The following is a 14,015-nucleotide window of genomic DNA, read 5'->3' on the forward strand; positions in this document are numbered from 1 at the left end:
CCGCCGGGGACGCGCCGATCGCCCGCCCGCCGGGGACGCGCCGATCGCCTACTCGTCTCGTTCGGAACCGCTCGACTCGATGTCGGCGCCGCGGAACTCGAACCGGGCGCCGCCGCTCTCGCTTTCGGTGAGTTCGATCGTCCAGCCGTGCGCCTCGGCGACCTCGGCGACGATCTTCAGCCCGAAGCCGGTCCCCTCCGGGTCCGACGTCATGCCCGCCTCGAACACCTCCTCGCGGTCCGCGGGGTCGATCCCGGGGCCGTCGTCCGCGACGTAGAAGCCGTCGCCGTCCGGGAGCGCGCCGACCGTGACGGCGACGTCCGGGCCCGCGTGGGTGACCGCGTTGACGAAGAGGTTCTCCAGCGCCTGCCGCAGCCGGCTCCGGTCCGCGGCGACCACGGCGTCCGTCTCGACCGCGATCGTCGCGTCGGCGGTGTCGACGGTCCCCCAGCACTCCGCGGCGAGGTCGGCCAGCGGGACCGACTCGGTCTCGTCGATGCCGGCGCCCTGTCGCGCCAGCGCCAGCAGGTCCTCGATGAGCGCGTCCATTCGGTCGAGCGAGCGCTCGACGGCGTCGAGTTCGTCGACGTCGACCGACTGCTGTGCGAGCCGAGCCGTGACGATCTCGAGGTTCCCGGCGGCGACGTTGAGCGGGCTCCGCAGGTCGTGGCTCACGAGGCTGGCGAACTCCTCTAAGCGGTCGCGCTCGCGGGCCACCTCCGCCTCGCGCCGCCGGAGCTGTCGCTCCCGCTCGATGCGGACGAACACCATCGTCACCGTCGCCGCCCAGATGCGCGCCACGGCCAGATCGGAGTCGTCGAAGGCGTCGGGCTCCGTCGAGCCGACGTTCAACACTCCGTACCGACCGAGCGGGACGACGAGCTCGCTCCGGATCGTCGCGTCGTCTTTGTAGTGGTCGGGGTCGGCGCTGACGTCCGGCACGTAGGTCGGCTCCCCGCTCTCGAACACGTCCCACGTGATGCTCTGGTCGTCGGCGTCGAAGGTCGGGTGGTCGCCGACGACCGCCTCGGCGGTGTCGGTCCAGACGGCCGGTTCGAGCGCGTCGGTCTCCTCGTCGTACAGCCAGATCGCGACGATCGGATGGCCGAGCACGTCGTCGACGTACGTCACCGCCGCCTCGGCCGCCGCCTCTCTCTCGGTCGTCTTCAGCAGCTCCCGCGTCGCCTCGTGGAGGGATTCGAGCGTCTCAGTGCGGCGCTGGAGCGCCAACTGCCGCGTCCACTCGTTCGAGACGTCGATGGCGGTGACGACCGCGTACGCGTCGCCGTCGAGCTCGAAGGGCCCCACGCTGACTCGAACCGGCACCAACACGCCGTCGCCGCGGCGCACGGCGAGTTCGAACCCGTCGGCCAGCGACCGCGCCTCGCCGGCGCGCACGGCGTCGATCAGCGCCGCCACGTCGTGACGGGAGTCGTCGACCGCCGTCTCGTCGCTGCCGAAGTCGTCTTCGACCGCCACGTCGCTCTCGTCGCCGTCGGGCTGGAACGGCGTCACCGACGCGGCTTCCTCCCACTCCAACTCGTCCGGGTCGTGAAACACGTCTGCGACCGCGGTGCCGGTGAGCTCGTCCGGATCGAGTTCGAACACCGACTCGACGCTCGGCGTTCCGGCCCGCACGACGCCCTCGCTGTCGACGACGAGGGTCGGGTCCGGCGTCGCGTCGAGCGCCTTGGGAAACTGGTCCACGGTCACTCTTCTGCCGGGCTGTGAACGTGCCCGCACTCGGGACACCGGACCTCCTCCCCGCGGAGGTCGGCCGACGAAGCGCGCACGTCGCGCATCACCTCGCTGATCTTGTCTTCGGCCTCCAACTCGTCGGCGACCGCGAGGTCGACGCCCTCGACTTCGAGGAGGAACTTCGCGACCTCCGTCACCTCGTACATCATCTCGTCTAAGTCCTCGGCGGTGAAGAAGCCGGACATCGCGCCGTAGAGGAACGTCGCGCCCGCCTTCGTCACCTTCTCCTCGAAGGAGTAGCGGGCCTGGTTGACCGCCTGCGGCGTGTACGTGTCCGTCATGAACGGGACCAGTTCGGGGAGGTTCTCGCCGATCTTCGTCATCTCGACGCCCGTCTCCGTCCGGAAATCGGCACAGAGTCGAGCGATGGCCCACTCGCGGGCCGTGATGTACGTCCGGTCGCGGAGGAACTCGTTGACGCGCTCGTAGCGCGCCCCGTCCATCTTCGTGAACCGCTCGTACTTGCGGACGTCTCGCGGCACGTCCCCGTCGCCCTCGCCGGTCGCTTCGCCCGCCTCCGTGTCGTCGGCCGACGCGTCTCGATCCGCGGCAGCCGGCGTCTCGTTCGGTTCGTCCTGTTCGTCCGTCTCGCCCGGTCCGTCCGTCTCGCCCGGTCCGTCCGTCTCGCCCGGTCCGTCCGTCTCGCCCTCCGGCCGGCCCCCGGACCCCTCGTCGCCCTCCGCGTCGCCGCTCTCCGGAGGCGACCGGTCCGCGGCGGAGTCGCCGGTTTCGCCGGCCTCGTCGGTCGACGGACCGGTGTGATCGCTCATACGTCAGCGACTCCCGGGCGGGCAAAAGTGTTGTCGGTGGTGGCCGGCGGGTCGCGTTAAGTTTGGCGTGAATTGTGGTAGACGGCGAAGGCTTCGAGCCAGTTTTGAGCTGTCTCTAACGCGACATTGCTGAAACTATTCGCAAACGATGATGTTCGGCGTTCTATTTCCCAAAAGACACGTTCGATGACATTCCGATTTCCATGTTGAATGACTTGAAATCGATAGCCGTCTTCAGCGAGAACTGATCCGAGATAGTCTGCGTCATCGACGAGAAATTCCACGCTATCGAGCTGATAGCGCCGGTGGAGCTCGGTGAGAAACCATCGCGTCGTCTGTTTATTTGCGGTCGGATAGAGACTCACGTGAAGGATCGCGTTCGTCTGCGGATCAACCGCGCCGTACAGCCAGAACTGCTGGCCGTGGAGGCGGATCATCTTTTCGTCAACCGCGAGTTGATCCTCGGAGACGGTCGAGATCGGCTGTAGTTCGGCCTTATGAACCCAGTTATGGATCGCGACGTGACTCCGCTTGATCCCAAACAGTTCAAGATGCTTACTTACCTCTCGCAGTGACATACCGGCCAAGTGACAGCGGATCCCTACTTCAATCGCCCATCGCGGCGTTCGATCTCGCTCCACAAACGACAAGTCTATCCACGCGATACGTTCGCTGAGGCGCTCGGTTTCGGCCATAGACACTCTGAAGTCGAGCGCCTCATCCTCTAACTTAACGCGACGGGCCGGCGCGGAGATCAACTTTTGTACCGTCGCGTGGACGGGTGTGGCATGAAGGTGCTCTGCGGGATCGGCGGCAGCGACGACTCGTTCCGCGCGCTCGACCGGACGGTGGAGCGCGCGGCGGTCGCGAACGACGACGTGACGATCGCCGTGGTGGACAACGAGGACTCCTCGGTGTCGCCGGCGGCGGTCGTCGAGCGCGCCGAGGACGCGGCCGCGGAGGCTGGGATCGACGCCGAGGTGCGACGGGTCGAGGGCGACCCCGGCAGCCGGCTGATCGAGATCGCGGAGACCGAGGACTTCGAGGAGATCGTCCTCGGCGGCGGTCACACGAGCCCGATGGGGAAGATCACCATCGGGCCGATCGCGGAGTTCGTCCTGTTGAACGCCAAGACCTCGGTCACGCTGGTCAGATGAACGACCGAAGGTACCCGGACGTGGTGGCCGACGAGTTCCCGCCGCCGCCGACCGCGTTCACCGACCGCGAGGACCGCGAGATCGAGATCCGACCGTACGAGGGGTCCGAGGAGGCTCACGAGGCGCTCGTCGGGATGTACGACGACTTCGATCCGGCCGACCGCGCACAGGGTATCCCGCCCGGCGGCGAAGACCGGATCCGGGAGTGGCTGGACGCGATCCTCGAAGCCGACTGCTACAACGTGGTCGCGTGGTGCGGCGAGGAGGCGGCCGGCCACGCGACGCTCGTCCCCGACGGCGACGCCTACGAGCTAGCGATCTTCGTCCATCAGACGTACCAGCGCGCCGGGATCGGCACGCGCCTCATCCGCGGCCTGCTCGGACACGGGCAGGCGAACGGCGTCGCGAAGGTGTGGCTCACGGTCGAGCGCTGGAACCGCGCGGCCGTCTCGCTGTACAAGAAGATCGGCTTCGAGACCTCCGACGCCGAGAGCTTCGAACTGGAGATGGGCCTGCGGCTCCGCTCCGACGACGAGGCGGCGGGCGACGACGACGGCGAATAGTTCGCGAACGCCGCCGCCGACGGACCGGCTGCGGACGGCGAGTAGCGCTCGCCGGAATCTTCAAGACTTTACGCGCGGCGGGCGACCGCTCCGGTATGAGTCATCGAATTCTACTCCTCGGGGCGCCCGGCGCCGGCAAGGGCACACAGAGCAAGAAACTCGCCGCCGAGTACGGGATCGAACACGTCACGACCGGCGACGCGCTCCGCGCCAACAAGGAGATGGAGACGGAGTACGGGACGCCCAAGTCGTTCATGGACGCGGGCGAACTCGTGCCCGACCCGGTCGTCAACGAGATCGTCGAGGCCGCGCTGGCCGACGCCGACGGATTCGTCCTCGACGGCTATCCGCGCAACATCGAGCAGGCCGAGTACCTCTCGGAGATCACGGACCTCGACGCCGTGATCCTCCTCGACGTCGACGAGGAGGTCCTCGTCGACCGACTCACCGGCCGCCGCGTCTGTGACGACTGCGGCGCGAACTTCCACGTCGACTTCCAGCCGCCCGAAGAAGAGGGCGTCTGCGACGAGTGCGGCGGCGAACTGGTCCAGCGCGAGGACGACACCGAGGAGACCGCCCGCGAGCGCCTCGAAGTGTTCTACGACAACACCGAACCCGTCATCGACCACTTCCGCGACGAGGGCGTGCTCGTCGAGGTCGACGGCGAGGCGACCCCCGACGCGGTGTTCGACCGCATCGGCGACGTCGTCGAGAACTGAGGCGGAAACGCGGCGCCGCCGAACCGAGCGGTCCGCCGAACCGAGCGGTCGCCCCCCGACCGCACCCGGCCGGCGATCCTACAAGGTTCTTAACCGTCGACCGCCAATCGACCGCTAATGAGCAAAGTCGAACGGCGAGTCCGCTCGCTCGTCCGCGAGGACGGCGAGATGCGGGACGCCATCGAAGTCGTTCTCGATAACGCCAGCGACGGCGAGGTGCGCTGGGTCGACGTTCGCGACGAGATCACGAGCGGCCAGTGGGGCCGCCTCATCGAGAAGGAGATCCTCGTCGACGGCGAGGAGGGCTTCGCGCTGGCCGATCGAGACGAGATAGAGGCCGGTCTCGAAGACGACTCCGACGGGAGCGACGTCGAGACGCCCGAGACGACCAGCTGGTCGAAGTGGGACAAACTCGCCGGCGTGGCGACGCTCGGCGCCTTCGTCGGCTACGCGGTCACCCCGGTCCGGAACGCGATCGCCGGTGGCATCGACGTGGTCCTCGGACCGCTCCTGAACGTGGTGCCCTTCTACGTGGTGATCATGGTCATCGCGCTCGGAACGGGCCTGTACTCGACGCTGCTGCGCGCCGGGCTCATGGACATGGAGAAGATGAGCATGTACCAAGACCGGATGAAAGACATTCAGGAGCGCCGCAAGGAGGCCGAGAAGAACGACGACGACGAGGCGCTCGACGAGATCCAAGAAGAGCAGATGGAGGCGATGGGCGATCAGCTCGGCATGTTCAAAGAGCAGTTCCGCCCGATGGTCTGGATCATGTTCCTCACCATCCCGGCGTTCCTCTGGATGTTCTGGGTGATCGGCTACCGCGGGTCCGACGCGGCGTACCCCGCCGTCGCCGCCCAGGAACTCGTCGTGCCGCTCGCCGGCAGCGTCACGTGGGACACGGGGATCGTGGGCCCGATCCAGATGTGGATCCTCTGGTACTTCCTGTGCTCGATGGCGTTCACGCAGCTGGTCCAGAAGAGCCTCAACATCGAGATGTCGCCGTCGAGTTCGTAGACGCCGACGCGCCTTTTCTCGCCGTCAGTCCCGCTGTACGCTGACCGTACCGGGCCGACCGTCGTAGAGACGCCGCCAGCGCCCGGGCCAGTCGGACGGAGAAACCGCTCGGGCCGGTCGGACGGAGAGAACCGCTCTGAAACGCCTTACGCGGCCGGGTCGTCGCCGTCGTCCGCGGCGTCGACCTCCGCGGCGACCGCCTCGAACGCCGCGAGGATGACGCGTTTACACGCCTCTCCCTCGGTGCTCCAGTGGTGGGCGTAATCGAGCATGTCGTCGTAGATGTCGGGCTTACAGCCCGCCGCCTGGGGGTGGCCGCCGCCGTTCACCTTCCCGGCGACCTCGTGGGCGTGCCGGAAGTCGTCGGACCCGCGGATCGACGCGGAGCCGGCGGGCTTGACGATCACGGCGGCGTCGGCGCCCGCCTCGCGGAGCCCCTCCGCGACCTCGTTCTGCGAGCAGCGGCCGTAGGTGACCGCGACGCGCCAGTCGCCGACCTCGTGGGTCACCGCGCGGTCGATCGCCAGGTCGATGCGCGCCTCCTTCTCGACGCGGCGCTCGTCGACGAATGACCGCACCGCTTCCGGGAGGTCGACGCCGTACGCGCCGATCACGGCCGCGTACTCCTCTGCGCCGGCCCAGTAGGAGTAGTCCGCGAGGTCCTCAGAGCGCGGGTCCTCCTTGATCCAGAGGTCGTGGTCGCGCGTGACCGCGGCCAGTTCGGTCCAGCGGTCGTCGAAGTCGTGGTCGAGCGAGCGGAGCGTCACGTCGGCGGTACACTCCTCGTCGGAGTCGCCCACGACGAGGTCCACGCCCGCGTCGCGGACCGCGGCGGCGGTCTCGTCGTCCCACTGGTGGTGGTCGAACCACCGGATCGCCGCCGTCGACTCCGCGAGCGCCTCCAGCGGCTCCGCGATCCACTCGTAGTCGTCGGGACAGAGGTCACAGACGAAGAGATCGATCCCGTCGTCGGCGTAGGCGGCGACGCGTTCGAGCGCGGTGTCGATGGAGTACGGGCCCGCGGAGAGCAGTCCGACCGGCGACTCCGCGTGGGCGTCGGCGGTCGGGTCAGCGCCGTCATCGTCGTCGCCCTCCTCGTTCCCCTCGGCCGCGTCGTCCCCGTCCGCGGCGAGCCGCGCCGCGATGGCGTCCTCGAAGGGCTCGACGTCGAGCGCGGCGTCGTACGCCTCGCGGATCATCGCCGCGCAGGCGAGCCCGTCCGCGTCGCCGTCGGCGATCACGACCGCCTCGCTGCCCTCGACCGTCTCCTCGGCCCGGCGCTCCGCGCGCTCGTCGTCTAACGAGTCGGGGTAGAAGAAGCCCTTCCCCGGCAGTTTCGTGTACCGCGATCGGGGGGCGTCCCCCGCGTCGATGAGGTCGTCGTCCATACCGTCGACCCGTCCGGCAGCCGGAAAACTCCGCCGTTCCCGCGCGGTGTCGGCGAGCGGCGTGCGGGTGCCGGGTCGCTCGCGCCGGCGTCGACCGCACCCCTCAGACCGTCGTCCGCCGCGGGTCCTCGTCGGTCAGCTGTCGCACGGTCAACACCGGGACCGGGCAGGTCCGGACGACGCGCTCGGCGACCGAGCCGATGAGGAAGCGGTTCTCGCCGTGGCGGCCGCGGGTGCCCATGGCGACCAAGTCGGCGTCGACCGACCGGGCGTAGGCGTCTATCTCCGAGGCCGGCCGCCCCTCGCGGACCTCGACGGTGACGTCGAGGGCCGCGTCGCGCTCGCGTGCCGCGTCGCTCACGCGGTCGAGCGCGTCCTGCCCCTCGTCGTCCAAGGCGTCGCGGAGGTCGTCGCGGACCGTGTCCGGCGACGACTCGACCTCGCCGGCGTCGACGACGTACACCGCGTGGACCTCGGCCTCGAACCGCGCCGCGACGTCGACCGCGGCCGAGACGGCCCGCTGAACGCTGTCGGAGCCGTCGGTCGCGACCACGATGGTGTCGAACATGGCCACCCGTTCGCCGCAACGACACCTAAAACCCGGCGGTCGGGAGGAGACCGCGGGGCGGCGCCCCGACCTACGCCAGGAACACGTGTCGCGGCCGGTCGGCGAGCACGTCGCGGCCCCACTGGACGGTCTCGGAGAACTCGTCGGACCGGAAGAAGCCCATCGCGTCCTCCTTGGCGTTCCACTGGCTCGCGATGAACATGTCGTTCTCGTCTTCGGTGTTCACCATCAGGTCCGTCTCGACGTGGCCGTCCATCTCAGCGAGCAGGTCGCCGACATCGTCGAACGTGTCGACGAACTCGGTCTGGTAGTCCGGCTTGACGGTATAGAACATCCCCATCGTGCCGAACCCGGACTCCTCGCCGGCGCGCGCGACGATGTCCGGCAGCTCAGAGAGGAAGCCCCCGGCCGTCTCGGCCGCCGAGGCGGTGTCCCAGATGGAGACGACGGCGGCGCGGTCGGTGTGGCGCCCCTCGTACACCGCGGTCTTGACGTGAGTGCCGTAGTGGTCGAAGTTCGCGCGGAGCCCCTGCACCTCGTCGAATAGCTCGTCGACGTCGGCCTCGCTGTACAGCACCGTGGCGTACACGTCCTCGCCGTGGGGCTTCCCGGCGTAGATGTCGAGGTCGGCCAGCTCGCCGCGGATGTCCTCGTCGCGGCCGCCCGCGTCGTCGCCGTCGTCCTCGCCGTGGGGGTGGTCGCCCTCGCCGCCGGCCTCTTCGCCGTGGGGGTGGTCGCCGTGTGCGGGGCCGCCGCCCGCGCCCGCGTGTCCCTCGCCCTCGCCGTGGCCGTGTCCGTCGTCGCCGTGATGGCCGCCCTCGCCGTGGTGGCCGCCCTCGCCGCGGGGGTGACCGGCGCTGTCGGTCTCGGGGACGCGGCCGGTCGGGACCGTCTCGCCGCCGAGGAACGCGTCGAGGTCGCTCGGGGGGAACCGGCGCCCGACGTAGAAGTCGCCGAACTCGCCGTACCGGGAGGAGGCGGGATCGAACCGCATCTCGTAGACGATGTCCTTGATGTCGGTCGGGTCCGCGCCGAACAGCGTGACCCCCCACTCGTGGTCGTCGAAGCCGACGGAGGAGGCGATCACCTGCTTGATCTTCCCGGCGTACTCCTTGCCGACCTCGCCGTGGCCCGCCATCAGGTCGGCGCGCTCCTCGAAGTCGAGGTCGTACCAGTTGTGTTCCTCGCCGCGGCGCTTGCTCATCGGGTAGAAGCTGACGTACTCGTCGTCGGGAATCTCGGGTTTCAGCTTCCCCTCGATGTACCGACGCAGCCCCTCGTCGACGGCGTCCGCGCCCTCCTCGAAGTAGTCGTCCGAGACGTATCCCGACACCTCGGTGACGGAGACGTAGGAGGTCTCGCGTTCGGTGAACTTCGCGAGCGCGGTGTCCTCGAAGCGGCGCTCGATGCCGGAGAGGTCGTCGAGCGACGGCCGGAAGTGCAAAAAGAGGAGGTCGGCCTTGTGACCGAGCACCGAGAACAGCGCGGACTCGCCCGCGTCGGCGTCGGCGACCAGTTCGCGGTGTTTCAGGAAGGCCTCGCCCTCCTCGATCGCTCGCCGTCGCTCGCGTTCCGGCGCCTCGCGCCACGCGTCCCAGTCTATCGAGCGGAAGTCGTGTAGCGAGAACCACCCTTCGGCGGTCTGTGGAGCCTCGACCATACGCCGAGTTGGGGCCCCGCGACTTAGGGGCTTGCGGGTCGTCCCGACGAGCGGAAACCCGCCGCGTCCGGTCCCTGCGCGCCGGGCGTGCGGTCCGGACGTTCCGCTCGCACAGAGTTTTGTACGGGCCTCCCGTCACGGGCGGTATGCCCGCCGAAGGCCCTCCCAACCGCGACACCTCGGCGCCGGCCGACGACGCGACCGGACCGACGGACGACCGACCGGTTGCGGTTCGGACGACCGGACTGACGAAACGCTACGGCGACGACGTGCTCGCGGTCGACGACCTCGATCTGACCGTGTACGCCGGCGAGATATTCGGCTTCCTCGGTCCGAACGGCGCCGGGAAGTCCACGACGATCGACGTGATCATGGACTACGTCCGCCCGTCCGCCGGGAGCGCGAGCGTCCTCGGCCGCGACGCGCAGGAGGAGACGCGCGCGGTCCACGAGCGGGTCGGCATCCTCCCGGACGGGTACGGGCTCTACGAGCGGCTCACCGGGCGCAAGAACCTGGAGTACGCGATCGCGTTGAAGGGCGCGGACGACGACGTCGACGACCTGCTCGACCGCGTCGGCCTCGAGGTCGCGGCCGCCGACCGCCCCGTCGACGGCTACTCCAAGGGGATGACCCAGCGGCTGGCGCTCGCGATCGCCCTCGTCGGCGACCCCGACGTGCTGATCCTCGACGAGCCGTCGTCTGGACTCGACCCGAACGGCGTCCGCCTCGTTCGGGAGATCGCTCGCGGTCACGCCGACCGGGGGAAGACGGTGTTCTTCTCCAGTCACATCCTCAGTCAGGTCGAGGCCGTCTGCGACCGCGTGGCGATCCTCGACCGCGGCCGGCTCGTCGCCGTCGACACCATCGCGGGGCTCCGCGAGGCGCTCGACACCGGATCGACGGTGACGCTCACGGTCGACGCCGTCCCCGACCGGCTGACGCTCGGCGAGCTCGCCGGCGTCGAGGACGTCGCGGTCGACGGCCGAACGGTCCGGGTCCGGGTCGGCGACGCCGCGGCGAAGGTCGACGTCATCGACCGTGTCCGGGACGACGGGGCCGCGGTCCTCGACGTGGCGATCGAGGAGTCCTCGTTGGAGGACCTGTTCAGCGCCTATACCGGGGGATCGTCGACGGGTCGGAACGCGCGGAGCGCCGAGAGCTCCGGCGCTGGCGCGTCGCGTGCCGACGAAGCGGACGCCGAAGAAGCGGACGCCGAGGCCGCGGAGGAGCAGCGATGACGCCGAGCGGGATCCGGCTGACGATCGCGCGCAAGGAGTTCGGCGACGCGCTCCGGTCGCGGGTGGTCTGGGGGATCGTCGCGGTCATCGCCGTGATGACGTCGCTGTCGGCGGCGCTCCCGCTGCTCGTCCCAGCGGCGGGCGTGAGCGGGGGGCCGGAGGCGGCCATCGGCGGCGCGTCGCAGTTCGCCGGGCTCCTCGTGCCGATCATGGCGCTGATCGCGGCGTACCTCTCGATCGCCGGCGAGCGGGAGTCCGGCAGCCTGAAAGTGCTGCTCGGGCTCCCGCCGTCGCGGGGCGAGGTGCTCGTCGGGAAGTTCCTCGGGCGGGGCGCCGCGGTCGCCGCCGGGATCGCGTCCGGGTTCGCGATCTCGGGAGCGATCACGGCGGTTCTCTACGGCCGACTCCCGCTCGTCGCGTTCCTCGTGACGACGGCGCTGACGGTGCTGCTCGCGGTCTCGTTCCTCGGCATCGCGGTCGGGATCTCGGCCCTCTCGGAGACCCGCGCCCGGGCGATGACGCTCGCGATCACGGCGTATCTCGGCCTGACGCTCCTCTGGGACCTGGCTCCGAACGGCGTCCACCTGCTGGTCACCGGTCGGCTCCCCGATGCCGGCGTCCCCGCTTGGTTCCTGCTCGTGCGGGGTCTCAGCCCCACCGGAGCCTACAACGCGCTCGTCCAGCGGGCGCTGCTGGGCGACGGCGGCGCGGGGACGGCGGTCGGCGGCCCGTCGCCGGCGTACCTCTCTCCGGTCACGTTCCTCGCCGTCATGGTCGCGTGGGCAGCGGTGCCGCTCCTCGTGGGGTACCTCGGATTCCGACGCGCGGACCTGAGCTGACCGGCTGCGACCGCCGGCGACCGCACCGCCCGGTCGCCGTGACCGAAACGCTTTCACTGCGACCCCGAAAGGTGGAGACGATGCGGAAAAGCGGCCCGCCGAAAGGACTGATCTCGTACCTCGTGTTGGAGCTGCTGGACGAGCGCCCCCGGTACGGGTACGAGCTGCTCGGCGAGATAACCGAGATAAGCGGCGGGCACTGGGAGCCATCCTACGGCTCCGTCTACCCGATCCTCTACAAGTTCGAGGAAGAGGGCGTCGCCGAGCGCGTCGAGCGCGCCGAGGAGCCCGACCGGAAGTACTTCGCGCTCACCGACGCGGGCCGCGAGGAACTGGCCGAGAAGCGCGCCGAGATCGGCGGCGAGGCGCGGGACTTCGGCGACGTCGTCCTCGGCTTCTATCACCTGTACGCCGCGATCGCCACCGACGACCGGTTCGAGGTCGTCGACGCCGACGCCGACTGGGCGTACTCGGAGCGGTACAGCGCGTGGGTGGTCGAACAGATCATCCGCCACCACGAGCGCGACTTCGGCGAGTTCGAGCGGATCGACGCCTCGCCCGAGGAGTTCCACGCGGCGGACGGGACCGACCCCGACCCGCCCGAGACGGAGGTCGCGGACGACGCCGAGGAGTCCGAGGAGCCGTCCTCCGGCGCGGCGGACGACTGACCACGGACGCGGAGCCCTCAGGCCGAGCCCCCGCGACGAGCGGTCGCGAGGCCGGCCCCGTTTCTCACCGATGGAGCAGCCGCCACAGGAGTCCGCCGGGGAGTCCGGCGCGGACGAGCCGGTCGTACAGTCGGTCCGGGAGCAGCCGCGCGAGCCGCGGCAGCCACCGCGCCCGGCGGCTCACCCGGTAGCGCGTTCGCGGCCGCTCCGCGGTCGTCGCCGTCACCACCCGCTCGACGACCGTCTCTAGGTCGGTGGCCGCCGGCGAGTAGCCCTCGAACGCGCGGTATGCGTCCGCGTAGGGGCCGTCCGACTCGTCCGGGCGGGCGGCCGCGGCGGCCCGCTCGTTGAAGCCGGTCTGGACGGGGCCGGGCTCGATCAGCGCCACGTCGACTCCGCGGGGGCCGACCTCCCTGCGGAGCGCGTCGACGTACCCGTCCAGTCCGGCCTTCGCCGCGCTGTACGCGCCGTGGTACGGCAGCGCCACCGACCCGACCATCGAGCCGACGACGACCACCCGGCCGCCGCGCTCGCGCAGCGTCGGGAGCGCCGCGGCGACCGTCACGTGGACCGCGGTCAGGTTCGTCTCCAGCTGCCGCCGGAACGCGTCGGCCGAGGTGTCCTCGACCGCCGCGATCTCGTAGCCGCCGACGCAGGAGACGACCGCGTCGAGGGGCCGGTCGGCCAGCAGCGCTCGGACGGCGGCCTCGTCACGGAGGTCGATCGCGGCGGTCTCGACCGCTTCCGGTAGGGCGGCGAGCCCGTCCGCGTCCCGGTCGACGCCGAGAACGTCGTGGCCGGCGGCCGCGAGCGAGCGCGCGACGCCCCCGCCGATCCCGCCCGCCGCCCCCGTCACGAGAACGCGCATACCGGAGATTCCCCGCGAAGCTAGTAGACGGTGGCGGTTCGGGGCGTCGCCGGACGGTGGCGGTTCGGGGCGCCCACGAACGATGGGGCCGCGCTCCCGACCGAACGCGTTCGGTCGTCACGGCGCGCCCGCATCGAAGGTCGCGTTAAGTTTGGCGTGAATTGTGGTAGACGGCGAAGGCTTCGAGCCAGTTTTGAGCTGTCTCTAACGCGACATTGCTGAAACTATTCGCAAACGATGATGTTCGGCGTTCTATTTCCCAAAAGACACGTTCGATGACATTCCGATTTCCATGTTGAATGACTTGAAATCGATAGCCGTCTTCAGCGAGAACTGATCCGAGATAGTCTGCGTCATCGACGAGAAATTCCACGCTATCGAGCTGATAGCGCCGGTGGAGCTCGGTGAGAAACCATCGCGTCGTCTGTTTATTTGCGGTCGGATAGAGACTCACGTGAAGGATCGCGTTCGTCTGCGGATCAACCGCGCCGTACAGCCAGAACTGCTGGCCGTGGAGGCGGATCATCTTTTCGTCAACCGCGAGTTGATCCTCGGAGACGGTCGAGATCGGCTGTAGTTCGGCCTTATGAACCCAGTTATGGATCGCGACGTGACTCCGCTTGATCCCAAACAGTTCAAGATGCTTACTTACCTCTCGCAGTGACATACCGGCCAAGTGACAGCGGATCCCTACTTCAATCGCCCATCGCGGCGTTCGATCTCGCTCCACAAACGACAAGTCTATCCACGCGATACGTTCGCTGAGGCGCTCGGTTTCGGCCATAGACACTCTGAAGTC

Annotated in this window: 15 protein-coding genes; 7 read left to right on the plus strand and 8 right to left on the minus strand. The window is 69.2% G+C overall.

The window, feature by feature from the left end; translation table 11 throughout:
* Positions 1-48: 48 nt before the first annotated feature.
* The 3 genes from ACZ5KW_RS06190 to ACZ5KW_RS06200 are packed head-to-tail and all read right to left on the minus strand — an operon-like array spanning position 49 to position 3,223.
* Positions 49-1,713, minus strand: a complete 1,665-nt coding sequence (locus ACZ5KW_RS06190; protein WP_343775259.1) for an ATP-binding protein — start codon at positions 1,711-1,713, stop codon at positions 49-51.
* Positions 1,710-2,528, minus strand: a complete 819-nt coding sequence (locus ACZ5KW_RS06195; protein ID WP_343775256.1) for a DUF5806 family protein — start codon at positions 2,526-2,528, stop codon at positions 1,710-1,712. The genes ACZ5KW_RS06190 and ACZ5KW_RS06195 overlap by 4 nt, the downstream gene beginning before the upstream one ends.
* A 56-nt stretch (positions 2,529-2,584) precedes the next feature.
* Positions 2,585-3,223, minus strand: a complete 639-nt coding sequence (locus tag ACZ5KW_RS06200) for an IS6 family transposase (protein ID WP_371153062.1) — start codon at positions 3,221-3,223, stop codon at positions 2,585-2,587.
* 93 nt (positions 3,224-3,316) lie between these two features.
* On the opposite strand from ACZ5KW_RS06200, the gene ACZ5KW_RS06205 reads away from it, so the two are divergent.
* From ACZ5KW_RS06205 to ACZ5KW_RS06220, 4 genes are all read left to right on the plus strand, one after another.
* Entirely contained in the window at positions 3,317-3,685 is a 369-nt protein-coding gene (locus ACZ5KW_RS06205) for a universal stress protein (RefSeq protein WP_343778820.1), read from the plus strand.
* The gene (locus ACZ5KW_RS06210; RefSeq protein ID WP_343778819.1) at positions 3,682-4,248 is read left to right on the plus strand and encodes a GNAT family N-acetyltransferase; all 567 of its coding nucleotides are present in this window, start codon (positions 3,682-3,684) and stop codon (positions 4,246-4,248) included. Before ACZ5KW_RS06205 ends, ACZ5KW_RS06210 begins: the two co-directional genes overlap by 4 nt.
* Positions 4,249-4,343: 95 nt before the next feature.
* Positions 4,344-4,967, plus strand: a complete 624-nt coding sequence (locus tag ACZ5KW_RS06215) for an adenylate kinase (protein ID WP_343778818.1) — start codon at positions 4,344-4,346, stop codon at positions 4,965-4,967.
* Positions 4,968-5,084: 117 nt separating this feature from the next.
* Positions 5,085-5,987 carry a DUF106 domain-containing protein gene (locus ACZ5KW_RS06220; protein ID WP_343778817.1) on the plus strand — a complete coding sequence of 301 codons (903 nt, stop codon included), beginning with the start codon at positions 5,085-5,087 and terminating at the stop codon, positions 5,985-5,987.
* Between the two features lie 146 nt (positions 5,988-6,133).
* On the opposite strand, the gene ACZ5KW_RS06225 is transcribed toward ACZ5KW_RS06220, so the two are convergent.
* The 3 genes from ACZ5KW_RS06225 to ACZ5KW_RS06235 form a co-directional block, all read right to left on the minus strand.
* The gene (locus ACZ5KW_RS06225; protein ID WP_343778816.1) at positions 6,134-7,375 is read right to left on the minus strand and encodes a DHH family phosphoesterase; all 1,242 of its coding nucleotides are present in this window, start codon (positions 7,373-7,375) and stop codon (positions 6,134-6,136) included.
* A 103-nt stretch (positions 7,376-7,478) separates the two neighbouring features.
* Positions 7,479-7,943: a universal stress protein gene (locus ACZ5KW_RS06230; protein WP_343778815.1), complete on the minus strand. Its 465-nt coding sequence runs from the start codon at positions 7,941-7,943 to the stop codon at positions 7,479-7,481.
* Positions 7,944-8,013: 70 nt separating this feature from the next.
* Entirely contained in the window at positions 8,014-9,603 is a 1,590-nt protein-coding gene (locus tag ACZ5KW_RS06235; RefSeq protein WP_343778814.1) for a heme-binding protein, read from the minus strand.
* Positions 9,604-9,749: 146 nt separating this feature from the next.
* Here ACZ5KW_RS06235 and ACZ5KW_RS06240 point away from each other — a divergent pair, with 146 nt between their 5' ends.
* From ACZ5KW_RS06240 to ACZ5KW_RS06250, 3 genes are all read left to right on the plus strand, one after another.
* A complete protein-coding gene (locus tag ACZ5KW_RS06240) occupies positions 9,750-10,841 on the plus strand; it encodes an ABC transporter ATP-binding protein (protein WP_343778813.1) in 1,092 nt (363 codons plus the stop codon).
* Positions 10,838-11,680, plus strand: coding sequence for an ABC transporter permease (locus ACZ5KW_RS06245; RefSeq protein WP_343778811.1), 843 nt, complete (start codon positions 10,838-10,840; stop codon positions 11,678-11,680). Before ACZ5KW_RS06240 ends, ACZ5KW_RS06245 begins: the two co-directional genes overlap by 4 nt.
* An 80-nt stretch (positions 11,681-11,760) precedes the next feature.
* Entirely contained in the window at positions 11,761-12,348 is a 588-nt protein-coding gene (locus tag ACZ5KW_RS06250; protein ID WP_343778810.1) for a PadR family transcriptional regulator, read from the plus strand.
* 64 nt (positions 12,349-12,412) lie between these two features.
* Here ACZ5KW_RS06250 and ACZ5KW_RS06255 read toward each other — a convergent pair whose 3' ends face one another.
* Both ACZ5KW_RS06255 and ACZ5KW_RS06260 read right to left on the minus strand, forming a co-directional pair.
* Complete coding sequence (locus tag ACZ5KW_RS06255) at positions 12,413-13,216, minus strand: SDR family NAD(P)-dependent oxidoreductase (RefSeq protein WP_343778808.1); 804 nt, start codon at positions 13,214-13,216, stop codon at positions 12,413-12,415.
* 145 nt (positions 13,217-13,361) lie between these two features.
* Positions 13,362-14,000 carry an IS6 family transposase gene (locus ACZ5KW_RS06260; protein WP_371153062.1) on the minus strand — a complete coding sequence of 213 codons (639 nt, stop codon included), beginning with the start codon at positions 13,998-14,000 and terminating at the stop codon, positions 13,362-13,364.
* Positions 14,001-14,015: the final 15 nt, after the last annotated feature.

The organism is Halorubrum ejinorense (assembly GCF_055389685.1).

What these genes read in the sequence shown, in the direction of transcription:
- ACZ5KW_RS06195 (WP_343775256.1), bottom strand. Translation starts at nt 2,528, where the DNA reads ATGAGCGATCACACCGGTCCGTCGACCGACGAGGCCGGCGAAACCGGC.
- ACZ5KW_RS06200 (WP_371153062.1), bottom strand. Translation starts at nt 3,223, where the DNA reads ATGGCCGAAACCGAGCGCCTCAGCGAACGTATCGCGTGGATAGACTTG.
- ACZ5KW_RS06205 (WP_343778820.1), top strand. Translation starts at nt 3,317, where the DNA reads ATGAAGGTGCTCTGCGGGATCGGCGGCAGCGACGACTCGTTCCGCGCG.
- ACZ5KW_RS06210 (WP_343778819.1), top strand. Translation starts at nt 3,682, where the DNA reads ATGAACGACCGAAGGTACCCGGACGTGGTGGCCGACGAGTTCCCGCCG.
- ACZ5KW_RS06215 (WP_343778818.1), top strand. Translation starts at nt 4,344, where the DNA reads ATGAGTCATCGAATTCTACTCCTCGGGGCGCCCGGCGCCGGCAAGGGC.
- ACZ5KW_RS06220 (WP_343778817.1), top strand. Translation starts at nt 5,085, where the DNA reads ATGAGCAAAGTCGAACGGCGAGTCCGCTCGCTCGTCCGCGAGGACGGC.
- ACZ5KW_RS06225 (WP_343778816.1), bottom strand. Translation starts at nt 7,375, where the DNA reads ATGGACGACGACCTCATCGACGCGGGGGACGCCCCCCGATCGCGGTAC.
- ACZ5KW_RS06230 (WP_343778815.1), bottom strand. Translation starts at nt 7,943, where the DNA reads ATGTTCGACACCATCGTGGTCGCGACCGACGGCTCCGACAGCGTTCAG.
- ACZ5KW_RS06235 (WP_343778814.1), bottom strand. Translation starts at nt 9,603, where the DNA reads ATGGTCGAGGCTCCACAGACCGCCGAAGGGTGGTTCTCGCTACACGAC.
- ACZ5KW_RS06240 (WP_343778813.1), top strand. Translation starts at nt 9,750, where the DNA reads ATGCCCGCCGAAGGCCCTCCCAACCGCGACACCTCGGCGCCGGCCGAC.
- ACZ5KW_RS06245 (WP_343778811.1), top strand. Translation starts at nt 10,838, where the DNA reads ATGACGCCGAGCGGGATCCGGCTGACGATCGCGCGCAAGGAGTTCGGC.
- ACZ5KW_RS06250 (WP_343778810.1), top strand. Translation starts at nt 11,761, where the DNA reads ATGCGGAAAAGCGGCCCGCCGAAAGGACTGATCTCGTACCTCGTGTTG.
- ACZ5KW_RS06255 (WP_343778808.1), bottom strand. Translation starts at nt 13,216, where the DNA reads ATGCGCGTTCTCGTGACGGGGGCGGCGGGCGGGATCGGCGGGGGCGTC.
- ACZ5KW_RS06260 (WP_371153062.1), bottom strand. Translation starts at nt 14,000, where the DNA reads ATGGCCGAAACCGAGCGCCTCAGCGAACGTATCGCGTGGATAGACTTG.